Below are 20,215 nucleotides of genomic sequence, written 5' to 3'. Positions count from 1 at the left end.
TCGTCACAGCGGTCCCTCTGGACCTGTAGCTGCAAACGCCCACATGATCTCCATAGAAGATAGAGAAGGGAGTGTGACATGAAACGCAGTGCATCTGCCGTGTGGACCGGCGACCTGAAGGGTGGCAAGGGCCAGATTTCCAGTGAAAGCGGTGTTCTGGAGAACAGCCAGTATTCCTTTTCCACCCGCTTCGAGGAAGGCAAGGGAACCAATCCCGAAGAGTTGATCGCCGCCGCGCATGCCGGCTGCTATTCCATGGCCCTGTCCAATGAGCTTGCGGGCGCTGGCCTGTCTCCGGAAAGCGTGGAGACGCGTGCCTCGGTCACGCTGGACAAGGTCGAGGAGGGCTTCGCCATCACGAAGATCCATCTGGACGTGAAGGCCAAGGTCCCTGGTGCCAGCAAGGACGACTTCGACGCCGCGGCTGATCGGGCCAAGACGGGATGCCCCGTCTCGAAGCTGATGAAGGCCGAGATCACGCTCGAAAGTCAGCTGGAGTCCTGATCGGAGACTTTCTGTCGCAGTGTCTCCGTGGTCTCATCCTCGCGTAGCACCGCCAACAGGGTGGCAAGCCGCTCCTGCGAAAGTGTGGTGACGGTCTCGGCGAGCCGGTTGGCTAGTTCCGTCGCCTCCGGAGTGAGACCGGAGGTGTCTATGACCACGCGAGGATGAGACAGTTCGGCCAGGCGTTCCAGTTCCTCTGCTTCATCCCAGATGATGCCGAGGTACTGACAGACGGCATGAATCAGGTGCAAGCTGGGCTTTCCCCTGTGACCATGTTCCAGCGCAGAGAGATAGGCCGGGGAAACCTCGAGGGCCACAGCCATGTCCTTGAGGCTGAGGCTTCGCTGTTCGCGCAGACGGCGCAGCTTGGCGCCGAAGGGAGTCATGAGCCTCGCTCCCCCGTTTCCCGCTGACGGCGCAGGAGGACATAGAGAGCCCCGGAGCCGCCATGCTGGGGCCTGGCATAGTCGAAGGCCAGGACCCGGTTACGATTGGCCGAGAGGTTCAGCCACTTGGGAACCTGCTTGCGCAACACCCCGCCTTCGTCGCTGAAGCGCCCCTTTCCCGTGATCACCAGGACGCAGCGCAGGCCCTGGGCCTGGGCACGTGCCAGGAAACCATCGAGCTCGCCGTGCGCTTTCTGCTGATCCAGCCCATGAAGGTCCAACCGGGCTTCGATTGGCATCTTGCCGCGGCGCATGCGCTCGGCGGAACGCCGATCAATGCCGGCCATCATGCCATGGGAGAGTTCCGGGGTAGACTGGCTGCGTTTCGGAGCGACTTTCCGCGGTGGCAGGGAACTGGGCATCTTCGCCTTTCCCGCCGTTTCGTCGCTGCTGGACGTCTCGCTGGCCTGGTTGTCGCGATCCTCCTGGCCAGGATGGGCAACCGACCCCTTCAGCCGGGCGCGTCCCGGCAAGGGGCGGGCATCGCGCACCACATGTTTCCAGAGGCGCGCCTCTTCACGGCTGAGCCCCGTTTTTCCCCGCCCGGACATGCTTGATCAATCCTCTGGATCTCCGATCACGAGGATGTGTAACCGCCGTGGCCCGTGGGCGCCAAGCTGAATCGTCTGTTCGATGTCCGCCGTTCGCGACGGACCGGTGATCATGTTGACCGTACGCGGCAGGCGTCCGTCATGAAGATGGCGCAGGCGGTCCCAGATTTCTTCGTAGGTCCCGACAATATCCTTCGCCTCCAGTGTCACGATATGGGTATCCGGCAGGAAGTTCAGACCCGTCGGCCGTTCGGCGCCGGAATGCAGGATGAGCGTGCCCGTTTCGGCCACGCCGGCATAAGCCGGTACGAGGGAGACGGCATCGTCGGCTTCTGCCCGGCCGGAATACACCTCGAGACCGGAGGCCTTTTCAGCCCAGGGCAGCTCGATAAGGGCACGGTCCGGAGCCAGGCGAAGAGTGGCGGGCAGGTTGCGCTCGCGAAGATACTCCGCGACGGCCTCGGGAATGTCCCGAACCGTGGCCAGGCGCGAAACCGTGGCCTCCACGGAACATGCCTGCTCGGTGAACAGCGCCAGCCTCTCAGCGCTTGGCAGAAGCCCACGGGCCGGGATCGGGCCCCGCGGATGCTCGGAGAGCCGCCGGTCAACCACTTCATCCTTCACGGCGGCGCGGCTGCGACGGATATGCTCCAGGATGCGGTTTCGGCTGTCCGTCACGACCGTTTCTCCCGGGGCCTGGACTGACGGCCCTGTCTGGCCCAGAGCTGCTGGAAGGTCGCCCCTTCCGGTGCCGGCAGGTCACGATGATCCGTCCAGCCCGAAGCCAGGGGCAGACGTGACAGGCGACCGCGACGCCGGCCCAGCCAGCCGAGCAGCGGCATCACCAGGCGGTTGGCGGCATGATAGAGTGCCGGCCGGCGCGCGAAGAAAGCCCAGAAGGACAGACCCGTGCGGGCGGCAGAAGGGGTCAGGTGGCGCTCATACTCCTGCTCGCGCCAGTGCCGCATCATCTTGGGCAAGGGGATGCGCATGGGACAGACGGCTTCACAGCGCCCGCAGAAGCTGGACGCATTCGGTAGGTGCCCGGCCTCCTCGACTCCTGTCAGGGCCGGCGTGAGCACGGCTCCCATGGGACCGGGGTAGACCCAGCCATAGGCGTGGCCGCCCACGGCATGATAGACGGGACAGTGGTTGAGACAGGCGCCGCACTTGATACAGCGCAGCATCTCCTCGAATTCGCTTCCCAGCATGGCTGAGCGCCCGTTGTCGAGCAGGATTACGTGATATTCCTCCGGTCCGTCGGCGTCCTCGGCGCGTTTGGGACCCGTGGAGAAGGTGGTGTAGCTGGAGAACTCCTGACCCGTTGCCGAGCGCGCCAGCAGGCGCAGGATGGTCGAGGCATCCTCCAGCGTTGGTACGACCTTTTCGATGCTTGCGATGACGATATGAACCTGCGGCAGGGCCTGGGTCAGGTCGCCGTTGCCTTCGTTGGTCACGATCACGCTGCTGCCGGTCTCGGCGATCAGGAGGTTGGCACCGGTGATCCCCACATCGGCATCGAGGTAGCGCTGGCGCAACATGGTCCGCGCTTCCTCGACCAGCTGGGCGGGCTGGCTGAGGTCACGGTTGTCGGGCAGGGTCCTGTGTACCCGGCGAAAGTCGTCGGCCACCTGCTCCTTGTTGAGATGAACGGCCGGCGCAATGATGTGGCTGGGGGCCTCATGGCGCAGTTGGATGATGTATTCGCCCAGATCCGTTTCCACGGGCTCGATATCCTGAGCTTCCAGAAAGTCGTTCAGGCCGATCTCCTCGGCCACCATGGATTTTCCCTTGGTGACGCTGCGCGCTCCGCGCCGTCGGCATATCTCCAGGATCGCGTTGCGGGCCTCCTCGGCCGTCTCACACCAGTGAACCTGTCCGCCGTCCTCGTGAACCCGGGCCTCATAGCGTTCCAGGTAGTGATCCAGGTGTGCGAGGGTATGGTCCTTGACCGCACGACCTGCATCGCGCAGTTCCTCGAACTCCGGCAGTTTGTCTACGGCAGCCTGCCGCTTGCCGATGAAACCGCGCTTAACGTTGCCCATAGCCTTCTGCAGCTGTTCGTCCGCCAGGGCGTGACGGGCATTTTCCTTGAAATTGCGGCTGGTCGACTGCATGACCGCTATCCGTTCCTGCTCCGTGAATTTCCGTGTGCTTCGTCTACAGCTCCACCGATCGGCGGACTGTCCAGGTTGCCGGCCAGAACCTCAGCCACATGCCTGACGGCCACTGTAGAGCCCTGACGGCGCAGCTTACCCGCAATGTTCATCAGGCAGCCCAGTTCCCCGGCCAGCAGCAAGTCCGCACCGCTGGCGTCGACCGCCCGGCACTTGTCCTCCACCATGGCGTTGGAGATATCAGGATACTTCACGCAGAAGGTGCCCCCGAAACCGCAACAGACCTCACGGTCCGCAAGTTCATTCATCGTCAGTTCCTCGACCTCCCGCAGCAGGTGCCGGGGCTGATCCGAAACACCCAGCTCGCGCAGGCCGGAACAGCCGTCATGATAGGTCACGGTCCCTTCGTGGCTCCGTCCAACCGGGCTGTAGCCACGGATATCCACCAGGAAGGTTGTCAATTCGTAGGTCCGGGAGGCCAGATCCTCCACCGCCGGCAGGAGATCGGGGGCATCGCGGAACAGGCGCGGATAGTGTTCCCGGATCATGGCCGCGCAGGACCCCGAGGGGGCCACCACGTAGTCATAGCCGCGGAACGCCTCCACTATCGATCGGGCAATGGCCTGGGCATCCGCTCGATCACCGGAATTGTAGGCCGGCTGACCGCAGCAGGTCTGGTTGTAGGGGACCTCTACCGTGCAGCCTGCCTCCTCCAGCAGGGACACGGCGGAAAACCCCACGGAGGGGCGGAAAAGATCGACGAGGCAGGTAATGAAGAGCCCGACGCGGGGTGCCGTGTCTGCTTGTCCGGAAAGATTTTCGGCAGACGAAGTTTCCGGCTTCGTTTCTTGGTTCATGGACAAACTGTTTCTCCCTGTCGCAACAATGGTATGACCACTTGCAAAAGACAAGCCGGAGGTTCAGCTCTCCGGTTTCACGGAGCCCTGGGCCACGACCCGCTCAGCAACGGCGTCCGGCAGAAGGATCCAGTAGCGCCCCGCTTCCTTCATGCGGCCGGCGCGCTCGAAGGCCTCTTCCCCGCTGCCCCAGAAGAAATCTCCGCGCACGGGGCCCGTAATGGCGCTGCCGGTATCCTGCGCCACCATCAGGCGTGAAAGCTGGGCCTGGCTGTTCGGCCAGTTGGTTTCCAGCCACAACGGAACCCCCAGGGGCAGGAAGTCGCGATCCACGGCCAGGGAGCGACCCGCGGTCAGGGGAACGCCCTGGGCTCCGATCGGGCCGTCTTCGTCGATCTCACGGAAGAAGATATAGCGTTTGTTGCGTCGCATGAGAGCGTCCGCGCGATCCGGGTTGTCCTGGAGCCATTGGCGAATGGACTGCATGGAAGCCTCGTTGCGGGAGACGGCTCCCTCCTCGATCAAGGCGCGCCCGATGGCGTAGAAGGACCGCCCGTTCGAAGCGGCAAATCCAATGCGCTGTCGGCGCCCGTCGGGCAGCGTGGCCACGCCCGATCCCTGGATATGCAGGAAGAAAACGTCTACGGGATCCTTGCCCCAGAGCAGAACCTCCGACTTGCCTTGCAGCGCACCCTCCTCGATCTCGGCCCGGGAATGATAGGGCTGGAAGGCCCCCTCGGTGACGCGACCGACCAGCCTTTCTCCACCCAGCTCGGGATCGAAGGCACCCAGGTCCGCCGTCACCAGATCGTCCGGCGGCGCATGTAGGGGGACATCATATCCATTACCGCGCGTGCGGGAGGCTTCGATCTCCGCCTCGTAATACCCCGTGAACAGTCCGTCCTGCCTGGGCCGGCCTTCAACCGAAAAGGGGCGGAAGTTCGCTTCCAGGAAACGGCGCAGTTCGTCATCTGTGGCAAAATTCTGGCTGCGGAGCGCCTCGCAGGGGCCCCGCCAGTCAGCGATGGTTCCGGCCTGTCCCCTGGGCCCTAGACTGCGCTCGGCAGGCTGCTGGACCAGCCGTGAACAGGACCGACGCATAGCGGGCAGGGCTTCTAGAAAACGGTCGTCCCGCCAGCCCGGGAGATCTGTGAAGCTGGCCGGTTGGAACACGACCTCAGCTTCCTCGGGACCTGCTGGTTCTTCCTTTTCGCCATCGGGAGGCGGAAGCACCTGGCAAGCCGACAGCAGCACGACCGCCAGAACGACCGTCACAAGATTTCGGAACACACTCATCCACCACTGCTCATGGAAGAACCCTTACTCAGGCTGAAACTCAGGTCGGGCTTTCCGTGGCCGTCAGCGCCCAGTTTGGATCGCGGTTGCGCGTGTTCCGCTCGAAGGTCCAGATATCCGTGATCTTGATGATCTCGTTGGGATCGCCTTCGATGATGCGATCCTCTTCGTCACGGGTCACGTTGATCTGCTCACTGACGAACTTCACATCGATGGAGGCAACACGGTTCTCCAGCCGGGCATCGACGATATCAGCGGATTTGATGCTGACGATGGTCGTCTGCAGCGTCTCGTTGTTCTTTTCACGTTCGTCGATGGCGTTCGAGAAATCCTCGTAAACCTGGTCGGCGAGAAGGCCACGCAGAGTTTCCCGGTCTCCAGCCGCAAAAGCCGAGACGATCATCTCGAAGGCTGCGCGAGCACCTTCCAGAAAGCCTTGTTCGTCGAAGGAACTGTCGGCCAGCTTGATCTGCGTCAGGCCGGCTGCCGCGGGACCTTCGGTCCGGAATTCCGTCTGACTCTGATTGGGGGCAGCCTGATCGCCGCCTTCACGGTTGGGCATTGGGACGACCTTTTCCTCGCCCTTGCGGCCCTGGCCCTGGCTTTGTCCGCTATGCTCTTCCTGATTCTGCTTGAAGGGATCGAAATCGGGACGCGATTCATTCCCGTTTCGACGACCCAGGACAGAGCGCAGACGCAGGATAAGGAAGGCCGCAATCGCTGCGAAGAGAATAATGTCGAGAAGTTGAAAGCCTTCGCCCATCAGATATCCTGTTCATGACCGGCGCAGGTCTGGTCGGGAGCGGCCGGCCTCACCGAGCGTCCCCTGTGCCGATCCGCATGTGTGAAACAAGCAACAGACCTTGTCATCCTTTGGTCTCTACCCCAGTACATAGGGGAGCATCAAGGAAAGAACAAGCATGGCCCTTTACATACTTCTCGCCTTTATCGTCATCCCCCTGGTCGAAATCGCTCTTTTTATCCAGCTCGGGGACTGGATTGGATTGTGGCCAACACTGGCTGCCATCGTCCTTACCGCCCTGGCAGGAACAGCCCTGCTGCGCATCCAGGGGTTGGTAACACTGGCGCGCGCTCGCGCAGAAATGGATCGTGGCGAGGTTCCGGCCCGCGAGCTCTTCGACGCCCTGTGTCTCGTGATCGCAGGGGTCCTGCTGCTGGTCCCCGGCTTTTTCACGGACGCGATCGGCTTGCTGCTTTTCGTTCCGCCCGTGCGCACCTGGTTGCGCAGGATCCTGGGCCGCAACATCCAGGTGCGCAGCATGTCCGCCCATGGTTATGGCCAGTATCGCCAGAGAGATGATGATCGGACCATCGATGCCGACTACGTGGACGTCACTGGCGAGGAGGAGCGACAGGAAAAAGAGGACGAGCACCGGGAAATCCACGACAAGCGGTCCGACGATGACGATCGTTCGGGAAAGTCGGGCGGCAGCAAATGGGTCCGGTAGGAGGAACCGGCTGTGGCGCTTGTGCCGCCGACCGGTTCCATGCTAGCCAACCGGCACCGGATTTCCGAAGACTTATGTAATTCCTGCCCAGAGAAGAGGCCTCTCTCATGAATGACACGACTCCCGGCACCACTCCCGGCGCATCGCCTGCCGGTGCGAATCCCCAGGACCAGCAACAGGGCGGCAGGGAAGCCCCGGTTACTGTCCATGTGCAGTATCTCAAGGACCTTTCCTTCGAAAGCCCGAATGCACCGACCATCCTCACCAACACGGGCCAGTCGCCCAATCTCGACATCCAGCTGAATGTCGGGGCACGGCCTTTGCAGGACCGTATTTACGAGGTGGTGCTCAATCTCAAGGTCACCGCCAAGCAGAAGACCGAGCAGGAAGAGCGCACCGCCTTCATGGTCGAACTGGAATACGCCGGCGTGGTGACTGTGGGCCAGGTGGTCCCGGATGAACGCGTCGAGCAGGTTCTGCTCATCGACTGCGCCGCTATGCTCTTTCCCTTTGCACGGCGTGCAGTGGCCGATACCACCCGTGAGGGCGGCTTTCCGCCGGTTCTCATCAATCCCGTCGATTTCGTGCAGCTCTATCGCCAACGCAAGGCACGCGAAGCGGCTGCGTCCGGGGACGGCCAGGAAGGCAATGGCGCCAGCACCGGAAACGGCGAAAATCAGCAAAGCTGATCATGGGATGCGGGAGCGACGGCGAGCCCTGTTCGACAGACGTACGGAAACCGGGCCTCGCCTCGCGCCTTTAGCAGTCGGGAGCAACGGCTCCTCAGCTTGACCAGAGAGGATCCTTCAGTTTTTCCAGCATGCGGGCGTGTGCCTCCTGCTCCGCCTGACTGGGGCTGTGTGGACGCGGTGGACGTGGCGGACGATCGGCGCGGAGCTCGCTCGTAGAGGCCTCCTGGCCTTTCTCCTCCGCCAGGATCAATCCAGGCTGCCGTCCACCCCGCAATTCCAGATACACTGCGGCCAGTAACTGGCAGTCCAGCAGAGCTCCGTGCAGACTGCGTTCACTCAAATCGATCTCAAACCTCCGGCAGAGAGCATCCAGACTGGCTTGGGCGCCGGGAAAACGCTGACGAGCAATCTTCACGGTATCGATCGCACGATCCGCTGGGATAGGCGGAAGGCCGCTGCGTGCCAGTTCCGCATTCAGGAACTTGAGGTCGAAGTCCGCATTGTGAATCACCAGGGGTGCCTCGGCGATGAATTCCAGGAACTGCTGTGCCACATCGGAAAAGCGCGGTTTGTCCGCCAGGAACTCGAAACTCAGTCCATGCACCCTGAAGGAGTCTTCGGGGATATCGCGGTCCGGATTCAGATAGAGCTGCAGGTTCCGTGTCGTGGGAACGTGGTTTTCCAGCTCCACACAGCCGATTTCGATGATCCTGTGACCGGCTTCGGGATCCAGGCCTGTGGTTTCGGTATCAAGCACGATTTCACGCATGAACGGTCCCTGTCCTTCCCGCCTTGGATTTGCCGGGACCTCCCCGGCGCATGCGACGTACAATATGCGAAAGCTGGCGATAGGTCATGGCCTTGCTGGACCCGGTCCGTACCACGAAGTCGGCTCGCTTGCGCTTGACTTCATCCGGGACCTGGCGCGCCAGGATCGCCTGGAAGCGTTCCTCGCTCATGCCGGCACGTCGCATAACTCTCTGGCGCTGGAGGCGCCGGGGGGCACTGACAACGATGACTGCATCACACAGTGCTTCACCTCCCGTCTCGAAGAGCAGGGGAATGTCCAGGACCACTAGAGCCGCACGGCGCCTGCGCTGACGTTTCAGGAAATCCAGCGCTTCCTGCCGCACCAGAGGATGAATCACGCTTTCCAGTCGCCGAAGGGCGGCCGGATCCTGGAAGACCCGTGCGCCAAGCCGCTGCCGATCCACGGCCCCGTCTACAATGGTTTCCGGAAATTCCCGGGAAATCGGCAGGACGGCCTTGCCGCCGGCCGCGAACAGCCGATGGACAGCTCCGTCTGCGTCATGTACCGGCACGCCGAGACGGCGTAGCATACGGGCCGCCGTTGTCTTTCCCATGCCTATGGAGCCTGTCAGCCCGAGGACACGCATTACGCCTCCAGCACGAAGCGGCGCAGATCCTCATCCACATCGGGGGTTTGTCCGAACCAGCGGCTAAAGCCGGGAACGGCCTGGTGCAACAGCATGCCGAGACCGTCTACGACCCTGTTCCCGCGCTGCCGGGCAGTTGCAAGGAGCTCGGTTTCCAACGGCGTATAGACGATATCGTTGACCAGGGCCGTTGTGGGCAGGGCGGAGAGATCGATCCCCAGAGCCGGTTGGCCGGTCATGCCGAGACTGGTGGCATTGACCAGAAGATTGGCGTCGGCACAGACTTTGTCCCAATCTCCCCAGACGCCGATCTCCAGCTGTGCGCCATCGCCATTCTGACGAAGGCTGTCCGCCAGCCTGTCCGCACGCTCCTTCGTCCGATTGACGAGCCGAATCTCCGGCGCACCGGCGTCAAGCAGGGCTACGCAAAGTGCTCGCGCGGCACCGCCAGCTCCCAGAACCACGGCCGGGCCCGCCGTTGCTTGCCATTGGGAACAGCCTTCGAAGAGGTTCTGGATAAAGCCATAAGCATCGGTATTGTCCCCCAGGATGCGCCCCTCTTCAAAGAAGAGCGTATTGACGGCCCCGATGCGTCTGGCACTGCTGGTAACCTCGTCGCAGACGCGCAACGCCGCCTCCTTGTGGGGAACCGTTACATTCGCTCCGCAAAATCCCAAGCTTGCCAGTGTGGTGACAGCGGAGGCAAAGCTCTCGGGACGTACGGGTAGGGGGATGTAGGCGCCATCGATCTCGTAGCGTTCAAGCCAATGATTCTGCAACCTGGGCGAGCGTGAATGGCTGACCGGCCAACCCAGAACACCGGCAATACGGCTTTTTCCAGACAGAATCATCCTCTTACGGCTCCTCGATCACGCAGAAACCCCAGTAGCGGCAGCAATGGAAGTCCCAGGATGGTAAAGAAGTCTCCTTCCACGCGAGCAAAGAGATGGACTCCATAACCTTCCAGGCAATAGCCTCCCACTGAATTCAGTATGGCCTCACCCGAGAGATCAAGATAGCGTGCGATGAAATCATCATCAAAGCTCCGCATGGTGAGACGGGCAGTTTCGTTGTGGTGCCAGAGACGTTCATTGTCCCGCACGACGCATACGGATGTTTCCAATGTATGCGTACGCCCACTCAATGCCTTCAGGTGTCCCGTGGCCTGATCCCTGTCGCCAGGTTTGTCGAACCAGGTTCCGTTACAGTCCAGCATCTGATCCGCCCCGATAACCAGGGCACCCGGCCAACTGCGACTGATCCGCCCCGCCTTCAGCTCCGCCAGGGTTTCTGCCGTCTGTAAAGCCGACGCACCCTCTGCTGCCAGAGACCGCTTGATCTCGTTCTCGTCGATGGCGGCAGCATGGCATTCAACGGGGAGACCGGCATTTTCCAGGAGTTGCTTTCGTGAGGAGCTGGCGGATGCTAGTACGACCTGAGAGCTATCCTCTGCCAAGAAACGGGCGTTGACAGTCATTCAGCTGCCTTCGCGCGATGGCGCTGATAGAGAGTGAGAATGGCGGCCGCCGTTTCCTCTATGGAACGGCGGGTGACATCGATCACCGGCCAGTGATGGCGCGCATAGAGACGCCGGGCTTCCTTGACCTCTTCGGTCACCGCATCGATATCGGCGTACTTTCCGGCCTCCTCCTGATCATTCATGACTCTCAAGCGACTTCGCCGGATATCCACCAGTCGTGCCGGATCCTTGGTCAGGCCGATAATGAGCGTCCGCTCCAGCCTGAACAACGCATCGGGCAATGGCACGCCTGGCACATAGGGTACGTTCGCTGCTCGGATGCCCCGCTGGGCCAAATAGACGCAAGTAGGAGTCTTGGAGGTACGGGAGACGCCGACCAATGCAACATCCGCCGCACTGAGATCCTCGTACATTTGTCCATCATCATGGGCCAGTGCAAAATTCATGGCTTCGATGCGGTCGAAGTACTCGTTGTCCAGGGTATGCTGCTTTCCGGGCCGCCCGGCACTGGTACGTTCATAATGCAGACCCAAGGCATGGATTACGGGATCCAGTACGGCAACACAGGGCACACCCATGGCATGACAGTTCTTTTCGAGCAGCCGCCGCAGATCCTCGTCCACCATGGTGTAGATCACGGGTCCAGGTTCTCGTCGGATGTTATCGACGATCTTCTCCACATGACCTCGGGTCCGGACCAGGGTCCAGACATGTTCCTGTGGCTCGATTCCCTCGAACTGAGCAACACAGGCCCGAGCCACGCTATTGACGGTCTCCCCTGTGGAATCGGAGACCAGATGAAGATGATGCTCTGCGTTCATGTGCTCCACGGACATGGGTGGGTAAGACAAGGATTATGGGGATAACTGGCCTTCGATCAAAGCCTTCTGAAAAAGCATCACCGTTCTGGCGGATTCCGCACGGAGAGTTATACCTTGTGAATCCTCAGTGGTGGAAAACTCTCAAACAGGGGACAGAATATACCAAGGATCGGACAGCCCATTGTTTTCCCCACGATCCACAGTGCTCACATAGCCATCGTTTTCACGAAGAACACCAGTCTTCCAACAAATTTCTGCACAGGGAAGCCACCCCTTTCCAGCAGAAGAGGAAACTGTGGACTTTCCTGAGGATGGAAAATAATCCCCGACTTTCCCCCATCCTACAACGACTCCAGATTCCTTTTTAAATAGAATGATTGATATTAGAACTGTGGATCCCTTTCCCAGGTTCGAGAAGTGGACGCTATTCCTTGAAACCGTTGCTCCAGGCCCTGAAGGGCAATATCCTTTCCCCTCCACCTGTCTGGTTCATGCGCCAAGCGGGGCGCTATCTCCCCGAGTACCGTGAAGTTCGTTCCAGGGCAGGCAGTTTTCTCGACCTATGCAAAACACCGGAGTTGGCTGAGAAGGTCACGTTGCAGCCTGTCCACCGTTTTGGAATGGATGGGGCAATCCTCTTTTCCGATATCCTGGTTGTTGCGGAGGCCCTGGGACAAAAGCTCTGGTTCGAGGAAGGCACGGGTCCGCGACTTGAAGCGCTGGACTCGGCAGACGATCTCAATCGGCTGACAACCCGCCATTTCCATGAACATCTCCATCCTGTCTACCAGACCTTGGAACGCCTTCAAGAAAGCGTGCCGGCAACGGTGACGCGGATCGGCTTTGCGGGAGCTCCCTGGACCGTTGCCAGCTATATGATCGAGGGCGGATCCAGCCGGGATTTCTTGAAGTCTCGGCTCTGGGCCTATCGGGATCCCAATAGCTTTGCCCGATTGATAGAGCTGTTGGTTGACGTGACGTCTGACTATCTGGTTCATCAGGTTTCGGCTGGGGCGGAAGCAGTCCAATTATTTGATTCCTGGGCAGGAATCTGGCCGGAAGCAGAATTCCGGCGTTGGTCCCTCGAGCCGTGTCGCAGGATCATTGAGCGCGTTCACGAGTCATATCCGGAAGTCCCGGTCATCTATTTTCCACGCGGGGCCGGCGTCCTCTATGAAGCTTGTGCCGTAGAGAGTGGTGCCCAGGCCCTGTCGCTCGACAGCTCTGTGCCATTGCGCTGGGCCCGGGATGTTCTTCAGCCCCATGTCACGTTGCAGGGCAATCTCGATCCGGCCTGTCTCGTTGCCGGGGGAAGAGCGATGGAGAGCGCAGCGGAAAGTCTCCTGAGGATGCTGGATGAGGGTCCATTCATTTTCAATCTGGGACACGGAATCGACAAGACGACACCGCCTGAACATGTGACGGAACTCATGGAAATCATTCGCGGCAAAAGCGCACAGGCGCCGACCTGACCTTTCCTCACGGGGCAACCGGCATAGCTATGTGAAAATGACGGAAACCAGCAACTACCAGCAGCACACAGCTCCCGACGTCTTGCCTGCAGATCACCCCGAGGTAGCTCAAGGGAAGGTGGGGATTCTCCTCGTTAATCTGGGGACACCCGATGGCACGGACTATCGTTCGATGCGTCGCTATCTCTCGCAGTTCCTGAGCGATCGCCGCGTGATCGAGTTGCCGCGCCTGCTCTGGCAACCGCTCTTGCAAGCCGTGATCCTGAGCCGGCGGCCGCAACGCAGCGGTGAAGCCTATGAGAAGATCTGGAATCACGAACAGAATGAATCGCCACTCCGCACGATCACGCGCAGACAGGCCGAAGAGATTGCGCAGTGTTTCACGGGAAACGAGGAAACAGCCCCGGAGGTGCTCGTGGACTGGGCCATGCGATATGGGACACCCTCCATTGAAGACCGCTTCATGCATTTGAACGAGTCAGGTTGCCGCCGGATCCTGGTCTTTCCGCTGTATCCGCAGTACAGCGCAGCGACAACGGCTTCGGCCTGCGACACGGTTTACAGGACCATGATGAGATTACGCTGGCAACCCAGCCTGAGAACAGCCCCCCCATACCATGATGAACCGGCCTATATAGCAGCACTCGGCGCGAGTATTCGCGAGCATCTGGCACAGCGATCTCAATGGCCGGAAAGAATACTTGTCTCGTTTCATGGACTTCCGAGAGAGAATCTGGACAAGGGTGATCCCTATCACTGTCACTGCCAGAAAACGGCGCGTCTGCTGAGCAGCTATATGAGCGAACATCTCGGTAATGACTGTCCTCCTTTACAGATCGTCTTCCAGTCACGCTTCGGGCCCAAGGAATGGCTTCAGCCTTATGCGGACGTCACGACAGCCGACCTGGCCCGGCAGGGGACGAAACGCCTGGCCATAATCAGTCCCGGATTTGCAGCGGATTGCGTGGAAACGCTGGAGGAATTGAATATCGGCTTGCGCGAGACTTTCCTCGAGAACGGAGGTGAGGACTTCACGTACATTCCTTGCCTCAATGACAGTCAGGCGCATATCGACATGCTGACTGGACTCCTGAGGCGTGAGCTTGCAGGCTGGATTTGAACGACAGCACTCCCTTGGAGAGGACAGGTCATGAACTGGCTTGCTGAGGCATACCCTTGGATCAAGGCCCTGCACGTGATTTCCGTGATTGCCTGGATGGCGGGCCTGCTCTATTTGCCTCGCCTTTTCGTCTATCATGCGGGAACCGAACCGGGGACGGAAAGTTCGGAAACCTTCAAGGTCATGGAACGACGCCTTCTGCGAGCCATAACCACACCGGCAATGATCGCCAGTCTCGTGTTCGGACTGCTTTTGCTGACAACTCCCGGCATCTTCCAGCAGGGCTGGCTACATGCCAAGCTTCTGCTGGTTCTGGGCATGTTCGCCATGCACGGAGTCCTGTCACGCTGGAGAAAGGATTTCGAAGCGGACCGCAATCGACATCCTGCTCGTTTCTATCGATTCATGAACGAAATTCCCACAGTACTGATGATTCTGATCGTCTTGCTGGCCGTCGCCAAACCTTTCTGAAAATACCAGGGCATCCTTCCGGGCGCTTGACTTGCCCAAGTGTTTCGGATATGGCTCTAGGGAAGTGCAGGTCAGACTTCCTGTGCGATTCCCCTTCAAAAATGAAAGCGGATCCGCAATATCGAGTGCCGCCGGGTTGATCGGCATGCTTTCCTGATCCGCAATACGAAAAACCCTTCCCTTCAGCGATAGAGCGATCTTGATCCTCGCTCGCCGGCCTTCAAAGCCAAAGCGCGTCAGAGCACCCACATGAATCTCGCAGAACTCAAAGCCAAATCACCGGCCGACCTTCTGGCCTTCGCGGAAGAGCTCGAAATCGAGAATGCAGGCACCCTGCGCAAACAGGACATGATGTTTGCCATTCTCAAGCAGCTGGCTGAAAATGATGTTGCCATATATGGATCGGGTGTTTTGGAGGTCCTGCCGGACGGGTTCGGTTTCCTGCGTAGTCCCGAGGCGAACTACCTTCCTGGTCCGGATGACATCTATGTCAGTCCCAGCCAGGTCCGCCGTTTCGGCCTGCGCACCGGCGATACGGTCGAGGGGGAAATCCGCTCACCGAAGGACGGTGAGCGTTACTTTGCGCTGCTCAAGGTCAACTCGATCAATTTCGATCCCACCGAAGCCACGCGCCACCGGATCAACTTCGACAACCTGACCCCGCTCTATCCGGAAGAGAAGCTGAGTCTGGAAGTCGAGGATCCGACGATCCGGGACATGACGAGCCGCGTGATTGATCTGACAACGCCCCTGGGCAAGGGCCAGCGTGGACTGATCGTGGCACCGCCGCGTACCGGAAAAACCATGATCCTGCAGAACCTGGCACGGTCCATCGCCACGAATCACCCTGATATCTACATGATTGTCCTGCTGATCGACGAGCGGCCGGAAGAGGTGACCGACATGGACCGTTCGGTGAAGGGTGAGGTTGTCTCCTCGACTTTCGACGAGCCGGCCCAGCGCCATGTGCAGGTGGCCGAAATGGTCATCGAGAAGGCCAAGCGTCTCGTTGAGCACAAGAAGGATGTGGTCATCCTGCTGGACTCGATCACGCGCCTGGCACGCGCCTACAACACCGTGGTTCCCTCCTCCGGCAAGGTTCTGACGGGGGGTGTGGACGCCAACGCCTTGCAGCGCCCGAAGCGCTTCTTCGGTGCTGCGCGCAATATCGAGGAGGGCGGCAGCCTGACCATCATCGGGACGGCTCTGGTTGATACCGGCAGCCGCATGGACGAGGTCATCTTCGAGGAGTTCAAAGGCACCGGCAACTCGGAAATCGTGCTGGATCGCAAGCTTGCGGACAAGCGGACCTTCCCGGCCATCGACATCGCCAAGTCGGGCACCCGCAAGGAAGAGATGCTGGTCGACAAGAACACGCTATCGAAGATGTGGGTCCTGCGGCGCATCCTCATGCCGATGGGCACCGTGGATTCCATGGAATTCCTGCTCGACAAGCTCAAGCAATCCAAGAACAACGCCGACTTCTTTGCGTCCATGAACCAATAGGCAAGGCACTCTCCTTGCGATCAAGTCAGCGGCTTCCGGCACAGGCCAGGCAGGGCGCACAATCGGGAACAGCAGGCTACGGCGTTCCATTGATCGCAAATAGGGATGTGATGCTTGGTTCCGGCCGCTTTCCCATTTAGGGAAGCAAGACTGTCGAGCCCGTGGTCTTGCGGTCTTCGAGATCGCGATGAGCCTGGGCAGTTTCCGAAAGCGGGTAGCTCTGGTTGATCTCGATCTTCACGGCACCGGACTGGACCACCTCGAACAGTTCATTCGCGCTGGCCACGAGATCGGCCCGCTTGGCAGTGTAGGTCATAAGCGACGGGCGAGTGACATAAAGAGACCCCCGCGATGCCAGCATGCCGAGGTTGAAATCCTCGACGGGACCGGATGCATTGCCGAAAGAGACCATCATGCCCATGGGCTGCAGGCAGTCCAGGGAGCGTTCGAAGGTCTCCTTGCCGATGGAATCATAGACCACGGGAACGCCGACACCGTGTGTTAGCTCTTTCACGCGGTCCACGACATCCTCTTCGCGGTAATTGATGGTGTGGGCACAGCCATGCGCCCGAGCCAGTTCCGCCTTCTCCTCCGAACCGACCGTGCCAATCACCTGTACGCCCAGTGCTTTCAGCCACTGGCAGGCGATCAGGCCCACCCCTCCGGCAGCCGCGTGGAACAGCACGGTTTCACCGGCTTTCACGCGATAGGTGCGCCGGATCAGATACTGTACCGTCATGCCCTGCAGCATCATGGCCGCCGCTGTCTGATCATCGATGGCCTCGGGCAGCCTGACCAGGCGGTCGGCCGGCATGTTGCGCTCCTCGGCATAGGAGCCAATGGGTGGGGAGGCGTACGCAACGCGCATCCCCACCTCGAGATCGTCGACGCCATCGCCGAGTGCCTGGACCGTGCCAGCGCCTTCCAGGCCGATGGTGACCGGAGGCTCGCCGGTCGGGTAGAGGCCCGTGCGGTGATAGACATCGATGTAATTCAGGCCCACGGCCGAGTGCTTCAGGCGCACCTCGCTCCGACCGGGGGCCGGCAGATCAATATCCTCCCAGACAAAAACCTCGGGACCACCATGCTCGTAAAGGCGAATGGCTTTGGTCATGTCGGCGGCCTCCCGGCTCAGCTCAGATTCGATTTCAGGAAAGCCAGCGTGCGACTGTTTGCAGTCTCCGCGGCCTCAGGATCATAGTGCTTGCCGCCTTCACGGGCGAAGGCGTGGTTGTTGCCCTCGTAGACATGCATGGTGACCTGGGGATGGTCGGCGAGCTCCGTCTGGACCTTCTCGCGCCCCTCGGCCGGGAAGAATTCGTCCTCGGAGGCGATATGCAGCAGAAGCGGGTTCTTGATCGAACCGGCTTCACCCAGCAGAGCATCTAGACCCACACCGTAGTAGCTGACGTTGGCATCGGCATCGGTTCGCGTTGCCATCATGAAGGCAAGCTTGCCGCCGAGGCAGTATCCGATGGAACCGACCTTGCCTGTACAGGTGTTCTGATTGCGTAGGAAATCCGCGGTGGCCTGTAAGTCTTCCACACCCTTGTCCACATCGAAGCGCTGCATATAGCCGAAGGCCTGCTGCCATTCCTCTTCGGTCTGGTCGGTAAGCTGTACCCCGGGTTCGAGACGCCAGAACAGGTCCGGACAACAGGCCAGATAGCCTTCGCCGGCCAGCCAGTCGCAGATATCCTGCATGACCTTGTTCACACCGAAAATCTCCTGAATGACGACGATGCCAGGGGCGGGGGTGCTTTTCGGTTTTGCGAGATAACCGGCAAAACTGCCACTGCCGTCCTTGGAAGTGATCTTCACATCGGTCATGGGGTATATTCTCCTTTTCCAGAGAGCGCGGGAAAGCGGGGTTCCTGCGCTCAGGGTGTCGAAGCAGAAATATCCGCTTGAAATGCCAAGCGTTCGTCGAGCAGAGATTGACGCAGCTGTGCAGTGTCTTGCAAGGGAAGTGAGCAACTCTGACCGCGACAGAGGTAGACTGTTGCACGTCCATCCACAGCCGTCTTGCCTGCTGCCGGATGCAGCGGCGGCAGGCTGTCCACGGACTTGGGCTGAAGGAGGGCCTTGTGCGGCGCACTGGTGGTCGCGATCGTTTCGAGAAGGCTGTCGTCCTGTGCGTCCTCGCCGGCCATCAAGACCAGCTGCAGGGCATCCTGAAGCATTACTGCGGCATTCAGCAGCGTGGCGTAGGGAAAGACCGTGCGTTCCAGCTCGCCCGAGAAGACGGTGAGCAATTCCTCACAGCGCTGGAGGTATTGGTCGTTACCTGTCAGGTGATAGAGTCGCGCCAAGACATCGGCCAGCGTTCCGTTGCCGGAGGGGACGGCATTGTCGTGGGCGTTCTTGGGTCGGATCACCACGTCGTCGCTGTCATCGGCTGTGATGAAATAGCCGCCGTTCGCGGAATCCCGGAAATGGCGCTCGATGCTGTCCACCCAGCGTTCGGCCTGCTCCAGGTAGTTGCTTTGGCCGGTGATTTCATGGAGCGTCAGGGCGGCGGATGCCATCTGCGCGTAGTCGTCCAGCATGCCCTTGTGCTGAAGCTGGCCGTACCTCCAGCTATGAAACAGCCGGTCGCCATCCGACATTTCATCCCGTACGAAGGCGAAAGCCGCCTCCGCCGTTGCGAGCCAGTCGGATCGCCGGAAGGTGAAGGCAACCCGCGCCAGTGCCGCGATGGTCAACCCATTCCAGTCGGCCAGAACCTTATCGTCCCAGCCCGGGCGAACCCGTTGGCTGCGTTCCTGGAACAAGAGCTCTCGGGCTGTGGCAAGCCGGTCTTCCTCGTCATCGGAACGGAATTCGGAATGCATGGAGCGGTTCAGGATGGTCTTTCCTTCCCAGTTGCCTCCTGGGCGCACGTCGTAGACTTCCTTGAAGAGCGGAGCCTCCTTGCCGAGGATCCGATCGATTTCTTCCTCGCTCCACACGTAGAAACGACCTTCCTCGCCCTCGCTGTCCGCATCGAGCGAGCTGGCAAAACCACCGCAGAGTTCTCCACCCGGCTCGCGTTGGGCCCGCATTTCCCGCAGCATCCAGTCCACCGTCTCGTGGATGCGGCGGGCATAGAGCAGGTTTGCGGTCTCCTTCCAGGCCTCGTTCAGCAGGTCGAGGATCTGGGCGTTGTCGTAGAGCATCTTCTCGAAATGCGGGACCAGCCACTTGTCGTCCGTGGCATACCGGGCATAGCCGCCGCCCAGATGGTCATAGATCCCGCCCTGGCTCATTCGTTCCAGCGTTCTCAGAACGGCATTCCTTTCCTCTTCCCGTCCGCTGCGCAGGCCGGCCAGCCACAGGAGCTTGAGGATGGGAGGTTGAGGAAACTTCGGGGCACTGCCCAGGCCACCCTCCACGGGATCGATATGGCGCACCAGGCTACGGGCGGCCAGGTCGTGCGCCTGCAGGGAGATGCCCTGTCCAGCTTCCGGGCTGGAAAGTTTCTGTAGGGCTTCATGAAGGGCAGAGACGTTCTGCTGAACCGCTTCGGGTTTCTCGTGATAGGCCTGGGACATGGCCTGGAGGACGTCGGTAAAGCCGGGCCGCCCGAAACGCGCTGCCGCGGGGAAGTAGGTTCCACCCCAGAACGGCTCGCCCCTGGGGGTGAGGAACATGGTCAAGGGCCAGCCGCCCTGTTCGCCGAGAAGCGCCAGCGCCGACTGGTAGATACCGTCCAGGTCGGGGCGTTCCTCGCGATCCACCTTGATGTTCACGAACAGGCGGTTCATCTGGGCGGCGACTTCGGGATCCTCGAAGGACTCATGGGCCATGACATGGCACCAGTGGCAGGCGGCGTATCCCACGGAAAGCAGGATCGGCTTGTTCTCGCGACGTGCCTTGTCCAGTGCTTCCGTGCCCCAGGGATACCACTCGACGGGATTGTTCCGGTGCTGCAGGAGATAGGGACTGGTCTCTTGAGCAAGACGATTTTGCTGGGCCGCGTGCTGTTCGGTCATGGGCTTCCTTTGCGCGCTGCTCGATTTCGCCTTATATGGAGG

General features: G+C 60.4%; 22 protein-coding genes. 7 read left to right on the top strand and 15 right to left on the bottom strand.

The genetic code is table 11. The annotated features are described in order from the left end of the window. Window positions 1-78 precede the first annotated feature (78 nt). A complete protein-coding gene (locus tag ACFOW6_RS12475; protein WP_382422707.1) occupies window positions 79-504 on the top strand; it encodes an OsmC family protein in 426 nt (141 codons plus the stop codon). Here ACFOW6_RS12475 and ACFOW6_RS12470 read toward each other — a convergent pair. The 7 genes from ACFOW6_RS12470 to ACFOW6_RS12440 all read right to left on the bottom strand — a co-directional run bounded on the left by ACFOW6_RS12470 (window position 489) and on the right by ACFOW6_RS12440 (window position 6,534). Beyond that, entirely contained in the window at window positions 489-890 is a 402-nt protein-coding gene (locus ACFOW6_RS12470) for a helix-turn-helix domain-containing protein (protein WP_382422706.1), read from the bottom strand. The genes ACFOW6_RS12475 and ACFOW6_RS12470 overlap by 16 nt on opposite strands. Beyond that, on the bottom strand, window positions 887-1,501 hold the full coding sequence (locus ACFOW6_RS12465; RefSeq protein ID WP_382422705.1) for a Smr/MutS family protein: 615 nt from the start codon (window positions 1,499-1,501) through the stop codon (window positions 887-889). The genes ACFOW6_RS12470 and ACFOW6_RS12465 overlap by 4 nt, the downstream gene beginning before the upstream one ends. Before the next feature lie 6 nt (window positions 1,502-1,507). Then, window positions 1,508-2,179, bottom strand: a complete 672-nt coding sequence (locus tag ACFOW6_RS12460) for a LutC/YkgG family protein (RefSeq protein WP_382422704.1) — start codon at window positions 2,177-2,179, stop codon at window positions 1,508-1,510. Continuing rightward, window positions 2,176-3,618 carry a LutB/LldF family L-lactate oxidation iron-sulfur protein gene (locus ACFOW6_RS12455; protein WP_382422703.1) on the bottom strand — a complete coding sequence of 481 codons (1,443 nt, stop codon included), beginning with the start codon at window positions 3,616-3,618 and terminating at the stop codon, window positions 2,176-2,178. Before ACFOW6_RS12455 ends, ACFOW6_RS12460 begins: the two co-directional genes overlap by 4 nt. Before the next feature lie 5 nt (window positions 3,619-3,623). Next, complete coding sequence (locus tag ACFOW6_RS12450; RefSeq protein ID WP_382422702.1) at window positions 3,624-4,475, bottom strand: (Fe-S)-binding protein; 852 nt, start codon at window positions 4,473-4,475, stop codon at window positions 3,624-3,626. Between the two features lie 63 nt (window positions 4,476-4,538). Beyond that, window positions 4,539-5,771, bottom strand: coding sequence for a murein transglycosylase A (gene mltA, locus ACFOW6_RS12445; protein ID WP_382422701.1), 1,233 nt, complete (start codon window positions 5,769-5,771; stop codon window positions 4,539-4,541). A gap of 40 nt (window positions 5,772-5,811) precedes the next feature. Further along, on the bottom strand, window positions 5,812-6,534 hold the full coding sequence (locus ACFOW6_RS12440) for a Tim44/TimA family putative adaptor protein (RefSeq protein WP_382422700.1): 723 nt from the start codon (window positions 6,532-6,534) through the stop codon (window positions 5,812-5,814). A gap of 157 nt (window positions 6,535-6,691) precedes the next feature. Between ACFOW6_RS12440 and ACFOW6_RS12435 the strand changes: the two genes are divergently transcribed. Both ACFOW6_RS12435 and secB read left to right on the top strand, forming a co-directional pair. Next, window positions 6,692-7,240 (top strand): FxsA family protein, encoded by a 549-nt coding sequence (locus tag ACFOW6_RS12435; RefSeq protein WP_382422699.1) that lies wholly within the window; start codon window positions 6,692-6,694, stop codon window positions 7,238-7,240. 107 nt (window positions 7,241-7,347) lie between these two features. Next, on the top strand, window positions 7,348-7,929 hold the full coding sequence (gene secB, locus ACFOW6_RS12430) for a protein-export chaperone SecB (protein WP_382422698.1): 582 nt from the start codon (window positions 7,348-7,350) through the stop codon (window positions 7,927-7,929). 94 nt (window positions 7,930-8,023) lie between these two features. On the opposite strand, the gene dnaQ is transcribed toward secB, so the two are convergent. Genes dnaQ through ACFOW6_RS12405 form a run of 5 tightly spaced genes read right to left on the bottom strand, consistent with a single transcriptional unit; the run spans window position 8,024 to window position 11,630 of the window. Further along, complete coding sequence (gene dnaQ / locus ACFOW6_RS12425; RefSeq protein ID WP_382422697.1) at window positions 8,024-8,701, bottom strand: DNA polymerase III subunit epsilon; 678 nt, start codon at window positions 8,699-8,701, stop codon at window positions 8,024-8,026. Further along, window positions 8,694-9,329 carry a dephospho-CoA kinase gene (gene coaE / locus ACFOW6_RS12420; RefSeq protein WP_382422696.1) on the bottom strand — a complete coding sequence of 212 codons (636 nt, stop codon included), beginning with the start codon at window positions 9,327-9,329 and terminating at the stop codon, window positions 8,694-8,696. The genes dnaQ and coaE overlap by 8 nt, the downstream gene beginning before the upstream one ends. Continuing rightward, window positions 9,329-10,180 (bottom strand): shikimate dehydrogenase, encoded by an 852-nt coding sequence (locus ACFOW6_RS12415; RefSeq protein ID WP_382422695.1) that lies wholly within the window; start codon window positions 10,178-10,180, stop codon window positions 9,329-9,331. Before ACFOW6_RS12415 ends, coaE begins: the two co-directional genes overlap by 1 nt. After that, on the bottom strand, window positions 10,177-10,806 hold the full coding sequence (locus tag ACFOW6_RS12410) for a Maf family protein (protein WP_382422694.1): 630 nt from the start codon (window positions 10,804-10,806) through the stop codon (window positions 10,177-10,179). The genes ACFOW6_RS12415 and ACFOW6_RS12410 overlap by 4 nt, the downstream gene beginning before the upstream one ends. Continuing rightward, window positions 10,803-11,630: a pyruvate, water dikinase regulatory protein gene (locus ACFOW6_RS12405; protein ID WP_382422693.1), complete on the bottom strand. Its 828-nt coding sequence runs from the start codon at window positions 11,628-11,630 to the stop codon at window positions 10,803-10,805. Before ACFOW6_RS12405 ends, ACFOW6_RS12410 begins: the two co-directional genes overlap by 4 nt. Window positions 11,631-12,061: 431 nt before the next feature. Here ACFOW6_RS12405 and hemE point away from each other — a divergent pair, with 431 nt between their 5' ends. The 4 genes from hemE to rho all read left to right on the top strand — a co-directional run bounded on the left by hemE (window position 12,062) and on the right by rho (window position 16,199). After that, window positions 12,062-13,102: a uroporphyrinogen decarboxylase gene (gene hemE / locus ACFOW6_RS12400; protein ID WP_382422692.1), complete on the top strand. Its 1,041-nt coding sequence runs from the start codon at window positions 12,062-12,064 to the stop codon at window positions 13,100-13,102. 37 nt (window positions 13,103-13,139) lie between these two features. Next, window positions 13,140-14,222, top strand: a complete 1,083-nt coding sequence (gene hemH / locus ACFOW6_RS12395) for a ferrochelatase (protein WP_382422691.1) — start codon at window positions 13,140-13,142, stop codon at window positions 14,220-14,222. Window positions 14,223-14,252: 30 nt separating this feature from the next. Continuing rightward, on the top strand, window positions 14,253-14,693 hold the full coding sequence (gene hemJ / locus ACFOW6_RS12390) for a protoporphyrinogen oxidase HemJ (RefSeq protein ID WP_382422689.1): 441 nt from the start codon (window positions 14,253-14,255) through the stop codon (window positions 14,691-14,693). Between the two features lie 249 nt (window positions 14,694-14,942). Beyond that, on the top strand, window positions 14,943-16,199 hold the full coding sequence (gene rho, locus ACFOW6_RS12385; RefSeq protein WP_382422688.1) for a transcription termination factor Rho: 1,257 nt from the start codon (window positions 14,943-14,945) through the stop codon (window positions 16,197-16,199). A gap of 136 nt (window positions 16,200-16,335) precedes the next feature. Here rho and ACFOW6_RS12380 read toward each other — a convergent pair whose 3' ends face one another. The 3 genes from ACFOW6_RS12380 to ACFOW6_RS12370 are packed head-to-tail and all read right to left on the bottom strand — an operon-like array spanning window position 16,336 to window position 20,173. Beyond that, entirely contained in the window at window positions 16,336-17,313 is a 978-nt protein-coding gene (locus ACFOW6_RS12380; protein ID WP_382422687.1) for a quinone oxidoreductase family protein, read from the bottom strand. A gap of 17 nt (window positions 17,314-17,330) precedes the next feature. Continuing rightward, window positions 17,331-18,029, bottom strand: a complete 699-nt coding sequence (locus ACFOW6_RS12375) for a dienelactone hydrolase family protein (protein WP_382422686.1) — start codon at window positions 18,027-18,029, stop codon at window positions 17,331-17,333. 50 nt (window positions 18,030-18,079) lie between these two features. Next, window positions 18,080-20,173 carry a thioredoxin domain-containing protein gene (locus ACFOW6_RS12370; protein WP_382422685.1) on the bottom strand — a complete coding sequence of 698 codons (2,094 nt, stop codon included), beginning with the start codon at window positions 20,171-20,173 and terminating at the stop codon, window positions 18,080-18,082. Window positions 20,174-20,215 lie beyond the last annotated feature (42 nt).

The sequence above is a fragment of the Fodinicurvata halophila genome (assembly GCF_042651425.1).
In the GTDB taxonomy this organism is placed as follows: Bacteria; Pseudomonadota; Alphaproteobacteria; order Kiloniellales; family DSM-21159; genus Fodinicurvata; species Fodinicurvata halophila.
This window is presented reverse-complemented; position numbering and strand designations above follow the sequence as displayed.